The 17,609-nt window shown below is 66.4% G+C and carries 18 protein-coding genes and 1 tRNA gene; 8 read left to right on the top strand and 11 right to left on the bottom strand.

What is annotated here, in order from left to right; translation table 11 throughout:
* Positions 1-201 precede the first annotated feature (201 nt).
* Entirely contained in the window at positions 202-1,101 is a 900-nt protein-coding gene (locus C7455_RS17620) for a Hint domain-containing protein (RefSeq protein ID WP_109670497.1), read from the top strand.
* Between the two features lie 98 nt (positions 1,102-1,199).
* A complete protein-coding gene (locus C7455_RS17625) occupies positions 1,200-1,817 on the top strand; it encodes a 50S ribosomal protein L25/general stress protein Ctc (RefSeq protein ID WP_109670498.1) in 618 nt (205 codons plus the stop codon).
* Positions 1,818-1,882: 65 nt separating this feature from the next.
* On the opposite strand, the gene C7455_RS17630 is transcribed toward C7455_RS17625, so the two are convergent.
* Both C7455_RS17630 and C7455_RS17635 read right to left on the bottom strand, forming a co-directional pair.
* Entirely contained in the window at positions 1,883-2,653 is a 771-nt protein-coding gene (locus C7455_RS17630) for an FkbM family methyltransferase (protein ID WP_170119133.1), read from the bottom strand.
* A gap of 21 nt (positions 2,654-2,674) precedes the next feature.
* A complete protein-coding gene (locus C7455_RS17635; protein ID WP_170119134.1) occupies positions 2,675-3,700 on the bottom strand; it encodes an alcohol dehydrogenase catalytic domain-containing protein in 1,026 nt (341 codons plus the stop codon).
* Positions 3,701-3,807: 107 nt separating this feature from the next.
* Between C7455_RS17635 and pth the strand changes: the two genes are divergently transcribed.
* From pth to C7455_RS17660, 5 genes are all read left to right on the top strand, one after another.
* Positions 3,808-4,500, top strand: coding sequence for an aminoacyl-tRNA hydrolase (gene pth / locus C7455_RS17640; RefSeq protein WP_109670504.1), 693 nt, complete (start codon positions 3,808-3,810; stop codon positions 4,498-4,500).
* 67 nt (positions 4,501-4,567) lie between these two features.
* Positions 4,568-5,731: a serine hydrolase domain-containing protein gene (locus C7455_RS17645; RefSeq protein WP_109670506.1), complete on the top strand. Its 1,164-nt coding sequence runs from the start codon at positions 4,568-4,570 to the stop codon at positions 5,729-5,731.
* Entirely contained in the window at positions 5,728-6,771 is a 1,044-nt protein-coding gene (locus tag C7455_RS17650; RefSeq protein ID WP_109670507.1) for a DUF2332 domain-containing protein, read from the top strand. The genes C7455_RS17645 and C7455_RS17650 overlap by 4 nt, the downstream gene beginning before the upstream one ends.
* Positions 6,772-6,832: 61 nt before the next feature.
* Complete coding sequence (locus C7455_RS17655) at positions 6,833-7,207, top strand: DUF2237 family protein (protein WP_109670509.1); 375 nt, start codon at positions 6,833-6,835, stop codon at positions 7,205-7,207.
* 74 nt (positions 7,208-7,281) lie between these two features.
* Entirely contained in the window at positions 7,282-8,019 is a 738-nt protein-coding gene (locus C7455_RS17660; protein ID WP_109670511.1) for a hypothetical protein, read from the top strand.
* Between the two features lie 14 nt (positions 8,020-8,033).
* Here the strand turns inward: C7455_RS17660 and trpB are convergent, their stop codons facing one another.
* The 9 genes from trpB to C7455_RS17705 form a co-directional block, all read right to left on the bottom strand.
* Positions 8,034-9,260, bottom strand: coding sequence for a tryptophan synthase subunit beta (gene trpB / locus C7455_RS17665; RefSeq protein WP_109670513.1), 1,227 nt, complete (start codon positions 9,258-9,260; stop codon positions 8,034-8,036).
* Between the two features lie 92 nt (positions 9,261-9,352).
* On the bottom strand, positions 9,353-10,000 hold the full coding sequence (locus tag C7455_RS17670; RefSeq protein WP_109670515.1) for a phosphoribosylanthranilate isomerase: 648 nt from the start codon (positions 9,998-10,000) through the stop codon (positions 9,353-9,355).
* A gap of 4 nt (positions 10,001-10,004) precedes the next feature.
* Positions 10,005-10,373: a lipopolysaccharide assembly protein LapA domain-containing protein gene (locus tag C7455_RS17675; protein WP_245904410.1), complete on the bottom strand. Its 369-nt coding sequence runs from the start codon at positions 10,371-10,373 to the stop codon at positions 10,005-10,007.
* Positions 10,374-10,395: 22 nt separating this feature from the next.
* Positions 10,396-10,680: an integration host factor subunit beta gene (ihfB, locus tag C7455_RS17680; protein WP_109670517.1), complete on the bottom strand. Its 285-nt coding sequence runs from the start codon at positions 10,678-10,680 to the stop codon at positions 10,396-10,398.
* 208 nt (positions 10,681-10,888) lie between these two features.
* Positions 10,889-12,544, bottom strand: coding sequence for a hydantoinase B/oxoprolinase family protein (locus C7455_RS17685; protein ID WP_109670519.1), 1,656 nt, complete (start codon positions 12,542-12,544; stop codon positions 10,889-10,891).
* Entirely contained in the window at positions 12,541-14,625 is a 2,085-nt protein-coding gene (locus tag C7455_RS17690) for a hydantoinase/oxoprolinase family protein (RefSeq protein WP_109670520.1), read from the bottom strand. Before C7455_RS17690 ends, C7455_RS17685 begins: the two co-directional genes overlap by 4 nt.
* Before the next feature lies 1 nt (position 14,626).
* A complete protein-coding gene (locus C7455_RS17695; RefSeq protein ID WP_109670522.1) occupies positions 14,627-15,904 on the bottom strand; it encodes an NAD(P)/FAD-dependent oxidoreductase in 1,278 nt (425 codons plus the stop codon).
* 131 nt (positions 15,905-16,035) lie between these two features.
* Positions 16,036-16,112: transfer RNA gene (locus tag C7455_RS17700), tRNA-Arg, on the bottom strand.
* Positions 16,113-16,155: 43 nt separating this feature from the next.
* Positions 16,156-16,632, bottom strand: coding sequence for a GNAT family N-acetyltransferase (locus C7455_RS17705; protein ID WP_245904411.1), 477 nt, complete (start codon positions 16,630-16,632; stop codon positions 16,156-16,158).
* 604 nt (positions 16,633-17,236) lie between these two features.
* On the opposite strand from C7455_RS17705, the gene C7455_RS20385 reads away from it, so the two are divergent.
* Positions 17,237-17,596 carry a type I restriction-modification system subunit M gene (locus C7455_RS20385; RefSeq protein WP_211315517.1) on the top strand — a complete coding sequence of 120 codons (360 nt, stop codon included), beginning with the start codon at positions 17,237-17,239 and terminating at the stop codon, positions 17,594-17,596.
* Positions 17,597-17,609 lie beyond the last annotated feature (13 nt).

Raw genomic sequence — 17,609 nt, forward strand, 5'->3', positions numbered from 1 at the left:
CCTGCGTTTCGACATATTCTGATCTCCTCGTCTTGGGGATCAGCAGACCTCAGATCGTAGCTTCCGTCACTGTCCAATTTTCGGGGGGTAGCTCAAGGTTAAGCGAACCTTTCGAGCCTTAAGGCGGGTTAACGAAAAATTAACCTCCAGACCGGACGATCGGTTGGATAGTTGAACGGGCAGCGTACTCAGGACCTCGTTTTGGCCAATTTTCCCGCGACGCATTGGGTCATGCTGATGGGTCCCAGCCGCGCGGGCGACAGCAGCCTTGCATGGACGGGCACCCATGATCAGGCAGACCGGCATGATGTGATCGACACCGCGCCCAGCGGCGCGCTTGACCAGACCGACACCTTTGTGGGCGGACAATTTACCGGGTTCTACCTCGATATCGAAGGCAAGTTCTACGGGGTGTTCCTCGTCCACAGCATCTACGCCGTGCCCTATATCAAGGCCGACCATGACATTTTCGGCAGTGCTGCTCTGTCAGCCGGAGTGACGACCCTCTATTCCCCTACGCTCGCCACGGCCGCCAACTGCTTTTTGGATGGAACCCACATCGCTACGCCCGATGGCCCTTGCGCCATAGAAAGGCTGCAACCCGGCGATCTGGTCACAACCACCGATGGCGGCAGCACACCCGTGATTTGGGTCTGGCGGCAAGACATCACCAACATCTTTGGCATGGGCGATGGGCTGGCGCCGGTCCGACTGTCCGAGGGCTGTCTTGGCCCAGGCTGCCCCAGCCGCGATCTGACCGTGACGGCGGATCACGCGATCTGCATCGACGGCTTGCTGATCAATGCAGGCGCATTGGTCAACGGCACCACGATACGGGCCGCCCCCCAGCACCAACTTCCGGCGCGTTTCGCCTACTGGCATGTCGAGACCGAGGCGCACTGTCTTTTGCTGGCCGAAGGCTGCCCGGCCGAAAGCCTTGTTCCTTACGCAGACCGCGCGGGGTTCGCAGATCACGCCGCATATCTGGCGCGCTACGGACGGGACCGCCCGATCGCCGAGATGGCACTGCCCCGCGTCACAGCCGCCCGCCACCTGCCCCCGGCCCTCCGGGCGCGGCTGGGCATCGACCGCGCGGCCTGATTGGACCTTTACAATCTGGCGATTCCGCCCTATCCGGCGCGCTTCAACCGGGGCCCGACACCCTTGGAGGCAGCCCCTTCGGATAATGGAGAATAGCAATGGCTGGTGAGATTCCAGATCTTATCGCCGAGGCACGGACGGGGACAGGCAAGGGGGCCGCCCGTCTAGCTCGCCGTGAAGGCAAGGTGCCCGGGGTCGTCTATGGTGGCGGCGTGGATCCTTTGGCGATCCAGATCCCCTACAACGTGCTGCTCAAGCGGCTCAAGCAGGGACGGTTCCTGTCGACCCTCTTCAACCTCAAGGTTGAGGGGCATGACGACGTGCGCGTGATCTGCCGCGGCGTTCAGCGCGACGTGGTCAAGGATCTGCCGACGCATGTCGACCTGATGCGCCTGCGCCGCACCTCGCGCGTAGCCCTGTTCATTCCCGTGGAATTCATCAACCACGAGAAATCGCCGGGTCTCAAGCGCGGCGGCGTCCTGACCGTCGTGCGCGCCGAGGTGGAACTGGTCGTGACGGCGGGTGACATCCCCGATCACATCACCGTGGATCTGGACGGCCGCGCCATCGGCGACGTGATCCACATCTCTGACGTGGTCCTGCCCGAAGGGGCAAAGCCCACGATCGACCGCGATTTCGTGATCGCCAACGTGTCGGCCCCCTCGGGCCTTGTCAGCAGCGACAATGCCGAAGCCGAGGAAGCCGCCGAGGGCTGACGCCTTCGCGAGCCGCCGGCCAACTGATCCTACGCCGCCCCCTCACCGGGGCGGCGTTTTCCGTTCTACGCCTCGCCCTCGCCGTCATCTTCCAGCGGTTCGGGCGCGTCGCCCGCGCCCCAGACCTTGCGGAACCCAAGGATCTTGCCGCGCGAGGTCACCGGGTCATAGGTCATGTCCATCGCCGACATGAGATCGACGATCTTCTTGATCGTGCGCGCGTGGTATTTCTTGGGATGCAGTTCCATCACGCAAAACCTGAGCGGGCATTTCCAGACCCGGTTGAACATGTCCGCCTCGGCGCCTTCCACATCCATGAGCACCACATGGGGCTTGTGCGCCCGGATCAGGTCGTGGACCGAGATCAGCGGCACCGTCACCGCGCGGCCCTTTCCGTCCAGACTGGACCCGGTGTAGCCCTCGGACACGGCGAAATCGGCGGTCGCACCCTCCTCGACATGGCCGGTGGCAGCCCCATGCACCAAGGTGACGCCGGACAGGCCATTGCGCGCCAGATTGGCCTCGATCACCGGGATCAGGGCGGGGTTGGCCTCGACCGACAGTACGTTTTGCGGGCCCGCCCGCTTGGCGCACATCGCGGTGACATAGCCGATGCCCGCCCCCAATTCGAGCACGCGAAAGCCGGGCCGCACGCAGCGGTCGGCAGACCGCGCTTCATCGGCCTCATAGGTGCCATCGCCGAGCTTGCTCAGGATCTCGGGCGTGGCCAGCCCGGCGGGCAAGCTGAGGGAAATGCCGTTCAGGCGAAACTCATGCACGGTGCGGGCCTCGGGACGAAGGGAATTGGGCAGATCATGGGCAGCTGCCTCGCCCATGACCATGGCAAAATGAGGGCTTCAGGCAACAGGCGTCACGCCAAGATCCTCGTCGGACAGGCGGATCAGCGTCTTGCCCGCCGACATCGCGCCCGCATAGGCGGCGATGCCATCAGCCGCCTGCCCGAGCGGCACGATCCGCGCCACGTCACTGACCGCGAACCCGCCCTTGAGCGCCTGCGTCGCCTCGCGCGCATGCCACAGCATCAGCGGCAGCGGTTTGCGCGGCAGCCATTTCGACAGCCAGAAGCCGCTGACCGTCACCTCGCGGAAGATCATCGTGCCGGGGTTCAGCGTGACCTGCGCCTGATCGCGCGCGCCATAGACAAGGATCTGCGAGCGTGGCCCCAGCGCCACCGCCAGCCGGCCGGTCATCTCGCCGGCGACAGCATCAAAAGCCATGCGGCAGCGCAGGTCGCGGCAGAGCTGCGCCAGATCGGTGTCAAAGCGCGCATCGCTGGAATTGAGCACATGCCGCGCCCCCTCGGCCTCCAGCGCCGCCACCTGTTCGGCGCGGCGCACCACATTGATGACCTTGACGCCCTTTTCCCCGGCCCGTTTCCGGATCATCCGCCCCAGTTGCCCGCCCGCGCCGGTGGAGACGACAGCGCCATGCCCGCCCTTGCGCGCGATGGAGACCAGCGCGATGGCGGTCAGCGGATTGACCGCCGACATTGCCCCCGCGCCCAAGGACACGCCCGTGGGCAGGGGAATGGCGCGGCTGGCGTCGACCACCGAATATTCGGCCCACATACCCCCCACGCCCGTGGCCAGCGCCACGCGGCGGCCCAGCATCGCGCGGGCCATGATGCCGCCGCCTGAAGTGACGACCGTACCCGCCCCTTCAAGCCCCGGAACAAAGGGATAGGCCGCGCCGATCCCGTAGGCGCCCTTGAGTGTCATCAGGTCGGACGGGTTGACCGGCGAGGCCGCCATGCGCACCAGAATCTGTCCCGGACCGGGGCGGGGCACGGGCATGTCGTGCACCTCCAGCCGGTCGCGGGCGGTCAGCATCAGGGCGCGCATGGAATTGGAGAGCTCTGGCATGGATCGACCTCCTGTCGGGTCCGGCCACCCTGACACGCGGCCTTGCGGCTTGGCAAATGCCGCCCCGGCTGGCATCACCGGGCAGGCAGCCAAAGGGGGCGGATGCGATGCAGCTTTGGGTCGGACTGGGCAATCCGGGCGCGAAATACGCGGCCAACCGGCACAATATCGGCTGGATGGCGCTGGACAGGATCGCGGGCGACCACGGGTTCGGCCCATGGCGCACCAAGTTTCAGGGCAACCTGTGCGAGGGGACGCTGGGCGGTGAAAAGGTGATGCTGCTCAAGCCCGAGACCTTCATGAACCTGTCCGGTCAATCCGTCGGCGAAGCGATGCGGTTCTACAAGCTCGCCGCCACCGACGTGACGGTGTTCCATGACGAGCTGGACCTTGCGCCGGGCAAGTGTCGCGTGAAATCGGGCGGCGGGCATGCGGGGCACAACGGTCTGCGCTCGATGCACCAGCATATCGGCGAGGCCTATGCACGTGTCCGCCTCGGCATCGGGCATCCGGGCCACAAGGACCGTGTGGCGGGCTATGTGCTGTCGGATTTCGCCAAGGCCGAACAGGAGTGGCTCGACGACCTGATGCGGGGGATCTCGGATGGCGCGACCGATCTGGCCCGGGGTGACAGCGCGCGGTTCCTGAATGCCGTCGCGCTGCGCACCGCGCCGCCCCGGTCCTCGACCACCGTGGCCAAGGCCGGAAAGCCGCCCACGAGCACCGACGACGCACCGACACCCGACCCTGCACCCGAAGCGCGCAGCCCGATGCAGCGCCTTCTCGACAAGTTCCGCTAAATCGGTGTCGCCGCGCTTTCCGGGGATCGAATGACCATGCTTTGCTGCGCGCAACAGGGAAGATGACATGCGCCGATATCTCAAGATCATCCTGCGGGTTCTGGCGGTTCTCGCCCTCCTGGCGCTGGCGGCTGGCCTGTGGAAGCGCGAGGAAATCGCACGGTTGATGGCCGTCAACACGCTCTTTGACGAAGGCCGGATCGTGGCCAACTTCAGCCATATGGATCGCGCATTCCTGACCGTGCCGGTGCCGCGCGGCGATGGCCCGGTCAGCCCGCTGCCCCAAGCTGCGCCCGCCGACCTGCCGCCCGACGTGGCCGCGTGGATCGACGCGCGCGCAATCACCGCGCTGGTCGTGCTTCAGAACGGCGCGATCGTCCATGAAAGCTACCACCTCGGCACCATGCCCGAGGACCGCCGCATCTCTTGGTCGGTGGCTAAAAGCTATCTCTCGGCACTCTTGGGCACGCTGGTGGCCGATAGCACGATCCCCGACCTCGACGCGCCGGTCACGCACTACGTGCCGCTGTTGTCCGGGTCTGCCTATGACGGAGCGAGCATCCGCAACGTGGCTCAGATGGCTTCGGGCGTGGCGTTCGACGAGGATTACCTCGACTACAATTCCGACATCAACCGCATGGGCCGCGAGATCGCCTTGGGCGGCACCCTTGACGGCTTCACCGCCGGGTTGACGGCTCGCGCCCGCGACCCCGGCAGCGCATGGCAATATGTCTCTATGGATACCCATGTGATCGGCATGGTGATCCGCGGCGCGACCGGGCGCGATATCCCCTCGCTCCTGTCCGAACGCCTCATCGTGCCTCTGGGGCTGGAGGCCGAGCCCTATTACCTGACCGATGGGGAAGGCGTGGCCTTCGTTCTGGGCGGCTTGAACCTGACCACCCGCGATTACGCGCGCTTCGGCCAGATGATCGCGCAAGACGGCGTCTGGCAGGGCACCCGCATCCTGCCCGAGGGCTGGGTGACTGAGAGCACTGCGCCCTCGGCCCCGACGGCACCGGGGGCGATCGGCTACGGCTACCAATGGTGGGTCCCCGTGGGTGCGGGACCGGGGCAGTTCATGGCGCGCGGCATCTACGGCCAGTATCTCTACATCGACCAACCGCGCGGCGTGGTGATCGCGACCAACGGGGCCGACCGTGGGTTCCGGGAGCCGGGCGTGGATGACGCGAACATCGCCATGTTCCGGCTGATCGCGGACAGCCTTTGACCGGGCCCGAGACCGATATCCGCGCGGCCTTCCGTGGGCAGGGGCTTGCTTGTGCGCGTCTCGGCTCGCCCTTCATGGGGCGGCTGATGCCGCTTTTGGCCGACAGCTTGCAGCCCACGGGCGCCGTAGCGCGGCGGGTGCTGGACTGGCAGGGCGATCTGGGACCGGGCGGGCAATCGGTGCCGCTGCGCCTTGCCGGCGCGCTGCACGGGCTGGTTCTGGACGGGGCGGATGGGGGGCTGGTCGCGGTCTACCCGCCGAACAAGGTGGAGGACGATACACTTTTTGCCGCCGTCGAGGGGGCGCTGGACCGTCACGAGGCGCGGCTGATGGAATGGCTCGACCGGGCCCCGCAGACCAACGAGGTGCGCCGTGCCGCCGCCCTGATCCCGGCGATCTGGTGGGCCTTGGGGCATTTCGACATGCCGCTCGTCCTGTCGGAACTGGGAGCAAGCGCGGGGCTGAACCTGTCGCTGGACCGATTTGCCCTGTCGGTCGGCGGCGATCTGCACGGGGTGCCCGACAGCGCGGTGCGCCTGTCGCCGGATTGGACCGGCCCGTTACCCGACCCCAGACCCCTCCGCGTCGCGGCGCGGGGCGGCGTGGATCTCAACCCGCTCGACCCGACCGACCCGCGTGATGCGCTGCGGCTTGCAGCATATCTCTGGCCCGACCAGCCCGAACGGATGGCGCGGACCCGGGCCGCCATCGCGCTGGCCCATGGCGCGCCCGATCGCGGCGATGCCGCCTTCTGGCTGACGGACCGGTTGGCCACGCGCCATCCCGGGCGGCTCCATCTCGTCTACCATACGATCGCGTGGCAGTATTTCCCGCCTGCCACGCAAGCCTCGGCCCGCACTGCGCTGGAGGTCGCGGGCGCGCGCGCCACGCCCGACGCACCCATAGCCCATGTGGCGATGGAGGCCGACGGCGACCCGATGGGCGCGGCCCTGACCGCACAGGTCTGGCCGGGGATGGACCGGCCGAGGGTGCTGGCGCGGGTGGATTATCACGGGCGCTGGATCGACTGGCGCGCGTGATCCTTGCCCGGCGCCACAAGATGGCTAGCTTGAGAACAGGACCACGCGGAAAGGAAACGACATGCCGATCAAGATGGAGGCCTCCGTCAACGTGCTTGGGGGCGCGTTGCAGGAGTGTTCGCGCGACCCGATGACCGGATTTTTCCGCAACGGAGCCTGCGACACCTGCGCCGAGGATCGCGGCAGCCACACGGTCTGCGCGGTGATGACGGCGGAATTCCTCGCCTTTTCCAAATACGTGGGCAACGACCTGTCGACGCCGCGCCCCGAATACGGCTTCGCTGGCCTCAAGCCGGGCGACCAGTGGTGCCTGTGCGCCAGCCGTTTTTTGCAGGCCCATGAGGATGGGGTGGCGCCGCGCGTGAACCTTGCCGCCACACATGCCCGAGCGCTCGACATCGTGCCGCTGGAGGTGCTGCACGAGCACGCGGTTTAACAAGAAGGCCGCTTTGCGATTGCCATTGTGCCCGGTGCCCGACATCTTGTGGCCTGTTAAATGGTGAGCCTGTCGTGTTCCGGATACCCAACGTCGTCCTCTACATCATCGCCGGTGTCACGGTCGGGGCCGTATTGTCATTAACCCGCGTCGACGAAGAAAGGCCGGCCGATCCGCCCGGCGCCGCGGCCTTGCAACAGGCGGCGGACCGCCTCGCCAACGTGCCCGGCATCGTGGATTTGCTGGCCACCTGCCCCGCCGATGCGTGGCTGTCACGCGTCGACATGGCCGCGGGCGACATCTGGCAACAAGGCGCCTGCCTGAGCGATTTCGACGGCTGCCTCGAGGCTTGCGTTGCGGGCAACAGTGCCACCGCCTGCAGAACCACGGCGCGTGCCATCGAGCTGAGCGATGATCCCTATGCAATGGACCCCGCGATCGACCTGTCGCGCAGGCAAGCCTATGCGCTGGCCTGCGCGCTGGGGTCGGCGTCCGGTTGCACCAACAGGGCGGCCGCGCTGCGCAACGCCGCGCAAGTGGCACCCGATCCCCTGTCGGATCTGACCCAGTGGGCACGCGATCTATGCCTTTACCGCAGCTTCTCCTCGGCTTGTGATGCAGGCAGCGAATGGGGCTGCGCGATGTCGGGGCAATCTTACCAACTGGGCGAGGGCACGACGCGCGACAATGCGCGGGCGCGGGTGCAATTGCTGCGCGCATGCGAAGGCTCCACCGGGGTGGAGCCCGAGGACACCGCGCATGCGCCCTGTCGGTTTGCGCGCAACCTGCTGGCCAGCATCGAGGAAAGCTGACCGGCCGGGCGGACCTAGACCTTCATGTCGAAGCCAAGGTGCTTGGCGACGGTGAAGATGTCCTTGTCGCCCCGGCCGCACATGTTCATGCAGATGATGTGATCGCGGGGCATATCCGGCGCGATCTTGGCAACATGGGCCAGCGCATGAGACGGTTCCAGCGCGGGGATGATGCCCTCGGTCTCGCAAGACAGCTGAAAGGCCGCCAGCGCCTCGGTATCGGTGATCGAGACATATTGCGCGCGACCGATGTCGTGCAGCCATGCATGTTCCGGCCCGATGCCGGGGTAATCCAGACCCGCCGAGATCGAATGGCCTTCAAGGATCTGGCCATCCTCATCTTGTAGAAGATAGGTGCGGTTGCCATGCAGCACGCCGGGCCGCCCGCCGCTGAGGCTGGCGCAATGTTCCATCTTGGCGTTGACGCCCTTGCCGCCGGCCTCGACCCCGATGATCGCCACATCCGTGTCGTCGAGGAAGGGGTAGAACAGGCCCATGGCGTTCGAACCACCGCCAATGGCCGCGATGATCGTGTCAGGAAGCCGCCCTTCGGCCTCCAGCATCTGTTCACGGGCTTCCTTGCCGATGATCGACTGGAAATCGCGCACCATCGCCGGGTAGGGATGCGGGCCCGCAACTGTGCCGATGCAGTAGAAGGTGTCGCGCACATTGGTCACCCAGTCGCGCAGCGCATCGTTCATGGCGTCCTTGAGCGTGCCGCGCCCGGAGGTGACGGGGATCACCTCGGCCCCCAGAAGCCGCATCCGGAAGACGTTGGGCGCTTGGCGTTCCACATCGGTCGCACCCATGTAGACGACGCATTTCAGGCCGAACTTGGCACAGACGGTCGCTGTCGCGACACCATGCTGACCCGCGCCGGTTTCCGCGATGATGCGGGTCTTGCCCATGCGGCGGGCCAGAATGATCTGGCCCAGCACATTGTTGATCTTGTGCGCGCCGGTGTGGTTCAGCTCGTCGCGCTTGAAATAGACCTTGGCACCGCCCAGCCGGTCGGTCAGGCGTTCGGCGAAATACATCGGCGAGGGACGGCCGACGTAGTGCTTCCACAAGAAGTCCATCTCGGCCCAGAAGCTGTCGTCGGTCTTGGCGAATTCATACTGCGCCTCAAGCTCGAGGATGAGCGGCATCAGCGTCTCGGAGACGAAGCGCCCGCCGAACTGGCCGAAACGGCCCTTGTCATCAGGGCCGGTCTTGAAGCTGTTCAAAAGATCGTCGGGCATCGGGGCCTCCGGCTTGGGTCGAGGACAAGGGGTAGCGTGGCGCGCCCCACGGGGCAAGGGCAAGGCGGCGGAAAGACGGCGCGGCGCACGGGTCAGTTGGATGGGGCCAGCGCCTTGGCAAAAGCCGCCATGCGGCCCGCATCCTTGAGACCCGGCGCGGACTCGACCCCCGAGGAGACATCGACCTGCCGCGCGCCGGTCAGGCGCACCGCTTCGGCCACGTTGCCCGGCGTCAGACCACCCGCCAGCATCCAGGGTTTCGTCCAGTATTTGCGCCCGGCCAAGAGCCGCCAGTCAAAGGCCAGCCCGTTGCCGCCGGGCAGGTCCGCGCCCTCGGGGGGCTTGGCGTCGATCAGCAGCTGGTCGGCAACCTCGGCATAGCTGTCGATCCGGGCCAGATCGGCGGCACTGGCGATCCCCAGCGCCTTCATCACCGGCAATCCGTAGCGCGCCCGGACCTCGGCCACGCGATCGGGGGATTCGTGGCCGTGCAGTTGCACCATGTCGACCGGCACGGCCGCGACCAAGGCATCCAGGTCCGCATCCTCGGCATCAACCGTCAGCGCGACCTTGGCCACGCCCGAAGGCACCGCCAAGGCCAGCGCACGGGCCTGTTCCAGCGTCACATTGCGCGGCGATTTGGGAAAAAACACAAATCCGACATAGCGTGCACCCGATTGCACGGCGGCGGAGACGTCTTGCGGCCGGGTCAGGCCGCAGACCTTGAAGGCGATCGTCATCGGGTCAACGGCCGGACCGGGGCCCGTCTACCAGCGCAAGGATTTCGTCCTGGCTGTCTCGCGCAGGGCCCTTGAGGGTCGTCACCTCACGCTCCAAGGCTTGCGCTGTGCGCTTGTTAGTCGCCGCCTCGACGCGGTAGCGGTGTTCGCGCAGCCATTCCCAGACGAACCCGACCATAACACCAACCAACACACTTCCGAGCACGACAAGGAACAGTGGCAGCTCGATCCCGAACTGGATGCCGAACCACGCCGCCAGATCAGCCGGGATCACCTCGAGCGTCACCGACTCGCGGTTGGCCATCGCCATCAAGACAAGCGCCACGGCGACGACGATCAGGAAGGTGTATTTCAGGTATCTCAGGACGATCATGTCAAAAGGCCTCCGGGTTCCGTCACGCGTCTCCGTTCAGTCGGTCGCGTAGCAGTTTCCCGGCCTTGAAGAAAGGCACGTGCTTCTCCTCGACCGCGACGCTTTCGCCGGTGCGCGGATTGCGGCCGGTGCGCGCGTCGCGCTGCTTGACAGAAAAGGCACCAAAGCCGCGCAACTCGACACGGTTGCCGCTGGCCATCGCCTCGATGATCTCTTCGAAGACCGCATTCACGATCCGTTCGACATCACGCTGGTAGAGATGCGGGTTCTCGTCCGACAGCTTCTGGATCAGCTCGGAGCGTATCATCGTGGCGTCCCTCCCAGGTGACAGCGCAGGCGTTCGCTTTGCACTATAGGCGCATTCTTTTTCGATGAATACAGCCAAGCCACGGGAAAGGGGACGGTTTTGCGCAACCTTCAGCGCTGTCGGGGCGGGTTCTGGCCCAACCGGCAGCATGGAGGCGGTTGTCGGGCACCGCATCGGGCAAGCCGTGCGGCCCGATTCGGATCGGCGTTCAGTCGCTTTTGGGGTCTTGCCCGTCGTCGCACACGGCGGTTTCCGGGTCGATCAGACCCGCCTCGATGTCGGCTCGCAGGGCCAGTCGGTCGCGCGCCGCCGGATTGCCGTAACCGCCCCCGCCGGGCAGGCTCAGGCGCAGGCGCAGGCCCTGCGGGATGGGCTGGCGTCCCTTGGGTTTGAGGGTGGTGCCGTCCGACAGCTCCACCCGGCCCGGCGCACCGGGCCCGCCGCCCTCGCGGCCACGGGCGGGGTGGTGGACGCGGTCGAACATGGCGTTGAACCACAGCTCGTAGCCGTCGCGGGCGCCGATCTCGATGATCTGGCCAAGCCCGCCGCGCGTGGCCCCTGCCCCGCCGGAGTTCGGGCGCAGGTCCTTGCGCCAGACGATGATGGGGCCGACGTGTTCGGTCGCCTCGACGCTCATGGTCGAGACGCCGGAGGGGAAGGCGGTGGCGGAAAGCCCGTCAAGCGTGGGCCGCGCGCCGGTGCCGCCCGAATTGAACATCAGGATTTCGGCAGGGGGCAACCCGCTGTCGGGGTCGGCGGGGCGGGCGGAAATCTGGATGTTCCACAGCGCGGAGGCACCCTCGGCCGGGACGGTGCCGGGCATGGCAAGGTGCAGCGCGCCCAGCACCACATCGGGAACAAGGTGGCCCAGCACATGGCGCACCGAGACCGGCGCAGGGCGGCGGGCGGCAAGGATCGAGCCCTCGGGCGCCGTGATCACAAAGGGTGCGAGGCTCCCGGCGTTATTGGGCACTTCGGGCGCGATGGCGCATTTCAGCGCGTAGCAGGCATAGGCGCGGGTATAGACCTCGGGCACGTTGACGCCGAAGCTGCTCATGCCGCTGGTGCCGGTGAAGTCGGCGCGGATAATGGCGCCCTGCGCCTCCAGCGTCACGACCATTTCCACCGGGGCCTCGAACCCGTCGACGGTCATGGTGTTGCGGTATGTGCCCGTGGGAACCCTGGCGATCGCGGCCTCGGTCGCCCGCCTGCTGGCGGTCAGGATAAACTCCGACAGGCCGTCCAGATCGTCGATGCCGAACTCATCCAGCATCGCATGCAACCGACGGTCGCCCGCCGCGTTGCAGGCAGCCAGCGAATAGAGATCGCCGACCGTCTGGTCGGGCGTGCGCACATTGGCGCGCACGATGCGGATCAGCATGTCGTTGACTTGGCCCCGTTCGGCGAATTTCGAGATGGGAATAAGCAGCCCCTCCTCATACACCTCGCGCCCGTCGGGGCCGAAGCCGCGCCCGCCAATGTCGACCACATGTGCGGTGGAAGCGAAGAAACCGATGTGCACGCCCTTGCGGAAGACGGGCGTGACGACGGTGATGTCGTGCAAATGGCCGGTGCCCATCCATGGGTCGTTCGTCAGGTAGACGTCGCCGTCAAAAATGTTCTGTGGGCCGATGTGTTCGATGAAATGCCCAACGCTTTCGGCCATGGCGTTGACGTGGCCGGGCGTGCCGGTGACGGCTTGCGCCATCATCCGCCCCTGCCGGTCGAAAAGACCTGCCGACAGGTCGCCCGCCTCGCGCACCGAGGTGGAAAAGGCAGTGCGGATCAGCGTCGTCGCCTGTTCCTCGACCACGGCGATCAGGCGGTTCCACATGATCTGGAAGTCGATGGTATCGGGGGTCATGGCTGGCCCTCCTTGCGGATCAGGAGAAGGCAGCCGTCGGATTGGCCGATGGCGCGGAAGGCGGAGGTGACGATGGTCGAGGTCTCGTCCTCGGTGATGATCGCGGGGCCATTTGCGACTGTGCCGGGGGTCATGGCGGCGCGGGGGATTTCCTGCGCCTCGACCTCCCTCCGCAGGGCGGCGTCGAAGAAGCGGCGGGTGCGGCCGGGGGATGCATCGGTGCCGCCGGTCAGGCGCGCGACCGGCGCAGGTTCCGGCGCGCGGGAGGCGACGGTGAGCGACCAGTTGGTGATCTCGGGGGTGAGACCCTCGATGATGCGACCGAAAAGCGTGCGGTAGGCATCCTCGAAGGCAGCGATCAGGGCGGGGACGTCGGCGTCCTTGAAACGGGATTGCGAAAGCGGCACCGGAATTTCCCAGCCCTGCCCCCGGTAGCGCATGAAGGCGGTGAGCTTGGACACGGTATCGGCGCCCGCGGCACCCACGTCGACAAAGGCTCGGGCCTCGGTCTCCATCGCTTGCAGCGTCGCGTTGACGAGGTCCGCGTCGAACCCGTCGAGCGGCTGGAACAACCCGCGCGTCGACTCATAGCTGAAGGGGGCGCGCAGGAAGCCGATGGCCGAACCGACGCCCGCGCCGGGGGGGATCAGAAGGGCGGACAGGCCGAGCTTCTCGCACAGCCGGCAGGCGTGGAGCGGCGCGCCGCCGCCAAAGGCGACCATGGTGAAACCCTCGATGTCGCGACCGTTTTCGACCGCGTGGACGCGGGCGGCGTTGGCCATGTTCTCGTCCACCATCTCGGTCACGCCAAAGGCGGTGGCCTGTTCCGTGAGGCCCTGTTGCGTGGCGACGGAGGCCATGGCCGATTGCGCGAGGGGTGTGGAAAGCGGGATAGCGCCACCCGCGAAGGCGTCGGGGTCAAGGCGGCCGAGGATCAGGTTGGCGTCGGTCACAGTGGGCGCGGTGCCGCCGCGCTGGTAGCAGGCCGGCCCCGGCTCGGATCCGGCCGAGCGCGGGCCCACCTGAATGCGCCCCATCGTGTCGACCGACGCGATGGAGCCGCCGCCCGCCCCGATCTCGACCATCTCGACCACGGGGGTGGAGACGGTCATGCCCGAGCCCTTCTTGAAGCGGTAGGTGCGCGCGATCTCGAAACTGTTGGCGGTCTTGGGGGTGGCGTGTTCGACAAGGCAGATCTTGGCCGTGGTGCCGCCCATGTCGAAACTCAGCACCCGGTCGATGCCATGGGCGCGGGCATAGCGGGCGGCAAAGATCGCGCCCCCGGCAGGGCCGGATTCAAGCAGGCGCACGGGTTGCGCGGCCGCTGTCTCAACCGAGATGAGACCGCCGCCCGAATGCATCAGGAACACCGGGGCGATGATGTCCGCCGCGCGCAGCTTTTCCACCAGCCGCCCCAGATAGGCCGAGACCTGCGGCTGCACATAGGCGTTGGCGATGACGGTGTTGAAGCGCGGCAGCTCGCGCAGTTGCGGCGAGATGACGGAGGAGAGCGAGACGGAGAGGCCGGGGGCAACCTCGGCCAGCGCATCCGCCATCATCCTTTCATGGGCGTCGTTGGCATAGGCGTGCATCAGGCCGATGGCTGCGGCCTCGTATCCGCCCGAGGCGATGTGTTCGGCCATGGCGCGGGCGGCGGCGGGATCGAGGGGCAGCAGAACCTCACCCTTCGGCCCCATGCGTTCGGGGAGTGTGAAGCGGTCTTTACGTGGCACCAGCGGGATGGGGAGCGAGAGGTTGAGGTCGTATTGCTCGAACCGGTTTTCGGACCGCATCTCGATCACGTCCCGGAAGCCTTCGGTGGTGACAAAGGCCATGCGCGCGCCGCGCCGTTCGATCAGCGCGTTGGTGACCAGCGTCGTGCCATGGATCACCTGCCCGATGTCGGCGGGGTCGATCCCCGCCTGATCGGCGGCGGCAAGGATGGCGGACAGGATCGCGCGTTCGGGCTCGGCGTAGTCGGTCAGGACCTTGCCAGTCACAAGGCCGCCCGGCGCATCAAGGGCAACATCGGTGAAGGTGCCGCCGATGTCGACACCGACGCGGATGGGGGGGCGCGTCATGTCAAAGACCCTTGATGAACTGGTTGGCCGCAAAGCTCAGCGCATAAAGGCGGGTCATCACCGGTGCCGTGGCGACGCCTTTCGGATCGGTGACAGGCAGCGGCAAATCCGCTGGGTCCATCCCGGTCAGCAGATCCGCCATGGTCTGGCCGAAGATCGTGCCGGTTATGATACCGCGCCCGTTGTAGCCGATGGGGGTGTAAAGCCCCTCGTCCAGCACATGGATACGCGGCAGGTGGTCGGGGGTCATGGCGATCTGGCCGTGCCAGGCCTCGTCGAACTCCACCGGGCCGAGGGTGGGATAGAGGCGTTTGAGGGTCTGGTCGGCCCAGCGCCGCGACAGGCCCTTTTCGCGGGTGCCGATGACGCGGCCCATCGAGCCGATGATCAGCCGCCCGCGCGCATCACGGCGGATCGAGGTCATCACCGGCGCGGTATCCCACACGCCCTGACGGCCCGGCAGGATGTGATCGGCCTCTGGCCCCAGCGGCTGGGTCGCGAACTGGAAATAGTGGATCATTGTGAAGGTGGATTTCAGCCCGGGCACGAGCGTGTCGGTATAGGCGTTGGTGCCCAGAACCACGGCGCGGGCAGAGATCGCGCCATGATCGGTCTCGACCCGCCAGCCACCCGATTGCTTGTGCAGGCCCGTGACCCGAACGCCCGTGCTGATGCCCGCACCCGCCGCCCGCGCAGCGCGGGCGAGACCACGGCAATAGCCCATCGGGTTCACCGTGCCGGCGCGATGATCGAGCAGACCCCCGACATAGCGATCGGTGCCCAGCGCCGTGGCAGTGGCGGCGGCATCCAGCATCTCGACCGGTTCGCCCATGCCGGTCCATTCCCGGCAGCGCCCCTCCAGATCGCGCAGGCCGGACGGGCCATGGGCGGCGTGGATGGTGCCTCCCCGCGTCGCTTCGCAGCGGATCTGGTGACGCTCGATCAGGTCGAAGACCAGCGCCGGTCCATCGGCGAAGCGGCGCAGGAAACGCGGACCGTAGTCGGGGCCGAGGGCTGCGCGCACCTGTGCAGGAGGCATCCAGACGCCCGCGTTGACGAGACCGACGTTGCGCCCCGACCCGCCATGGCCGATCTCGTGGGCTTCGACAACATGGGCGGAAAGGCCCGCCTGCGCGGCATGCAGCGCGGTGGAGAGGCCTGTGTAGCCGCCCCCCACGATGGCGAGGTCGACCCGGTCTGGAAGGGCAGAGGCTTCGGGCGGGTGTTCCTCGGCCGTGGCATCCCAAAGCGAAATCGGTCCTTCCGCGCCCGTCACCATCCGCCTCACCTATCCCCTGCGTTGCTGCCCCTTGATGGCGCTGGCCGCAAGCAGTGTCAATTTGCGGCCAAGACCTACGGACCGTAAAGATGCACCGTAAAGATGCGGCACGTTGATTGTCGTCGAGAAGATGGCGACCCCTGAAGGACTCGAACCCTCAACCTGCTGATTAGAAGTCAGCTGCTCTATCCTGTTGAGCTAAGGGGCCGCGATGGGTCTTGGATAGCCGAGAGCGGGCGGGTGGTAAACGCTCAAAGCTTGGCGGTCATGAAGACGCTCAACGGGTCTGCCGCATAGTCGCCAAACGGCTCGCATTCCACAAATCCCTCGGAAAGATAGAGCGCGCGCGCAGCCCCGAAACAGGGCGCCGACCCGGTTTCCAGCCAAAGACTCTTCAGGCCCGAGGCCAGCGCCTCGGACCGCAGATGCTCAAGCAAGGCGCGCCCGAGCCCCTGCCCGCGCAAGGCTGCGGCGCAATGCATGGATTTCAGCTCGGCCGCACCATCGGCCAGCGGCTTGAACGCGCCGATCGCCACGACACGGCCCGACCCGTCGCGCCCGGCAAAGACCCGCGCGCCCGAGGTGCGCAACGCCTCCGCCGTCATGACATGGCAGCTTTCGGCCGGGCTTTGGGACTGCATCAGCGCGACATGCGCCATCATCAGCGCGTCAACGGCGGCGTCTTGCCCCAAGACCTCGCGAAAGTGCGGAAAGGTATGCTGCGGCAAAGCTGTCTCCGACCATGTCGTGTAACCGTTGCAAGAAACTAGGCTGCTCTGGGGCTCACGGCAATGCGCCCCCCATTTGTGTGCATGGCGGTCGATCTGTCCGCAACGCCGGCATGGCGCTTCCGGTCATCGCAGCGCCCATTTCCCAAGCTCGCCCGATCCACCCAAGGTCATTGGGCAAGAGCGCCCTGCCGGATGGTGAAGTCGGATGACATGATGATCCGGGATGGCCGCCCTTGGGCTGACGGCGCGCCAATGCGGAGCGACGACAGGTCCGCGTCCGCCCGGCAGGCTGGGCGCCCACGCCGTGACGCAACTGGCCGCGCCAAGATGGCGGCGGTTGCGATGGCCTGCTGAACGATGGCCTGCGTGGCCGATAGAGATGAGCACTACATTTTCGACATGGCACCATGACACGCTCGGCATTTCGGCTGCGGCGATAGGCTTGCAGTATCCCGAAACCTACCCGCATTGCCTGTTTGCACCTGACGCTTGCTGTCGGGCCGGGGAGAATGGCGCGGTTTTGGCGGGGTGGTTTTGGCTTCCGTAGGGCAACTCGCCCGCTGTCCGGGACGTTTTCGGACGCTTCGAGGTCTCCGCGCAGATGGACCGATTGGTCAAGGCCGGGCTGCACTATCAGGTGACTGAGAAATTCACCCAAATCGACCTTCAGCCCGACCGCGTCGACAACCACCAGATGGCTCTCGTCTTCGCGGGACGCATCCGGCGCCCAGCCGAACTGTCGAACGAGACCGCCGGGGAACACTTCACGCCGCCTGAGGTCAGGCTGCTTGCTCCCGCAGATCGATTACTGGCAAAAATCATGAGGTTTTTGATTGGCAATAATCAGTGGTTTGAAGCGCCCAGAGTGGAACGGAGACGTCTGCTGCCTATGCCGGGCTTCGGGTCCATTAGCGAAATCGGCCAGTTGCACCCTGCTTCGCAAGCGACAAGATGGGCATGATGACCTTGATACC

The sequence above is a fragment of the Roseicyclus mahoneyensis genome (assembly GCF_003148775.1).
Classification (GTDB): Bacteria; Pseudomonadota; Alphaproteobacteria; order Rhodobacterales; family Rhodobacteraceae; genus Roseicyclus; species Roseicyclus mahoneyensis.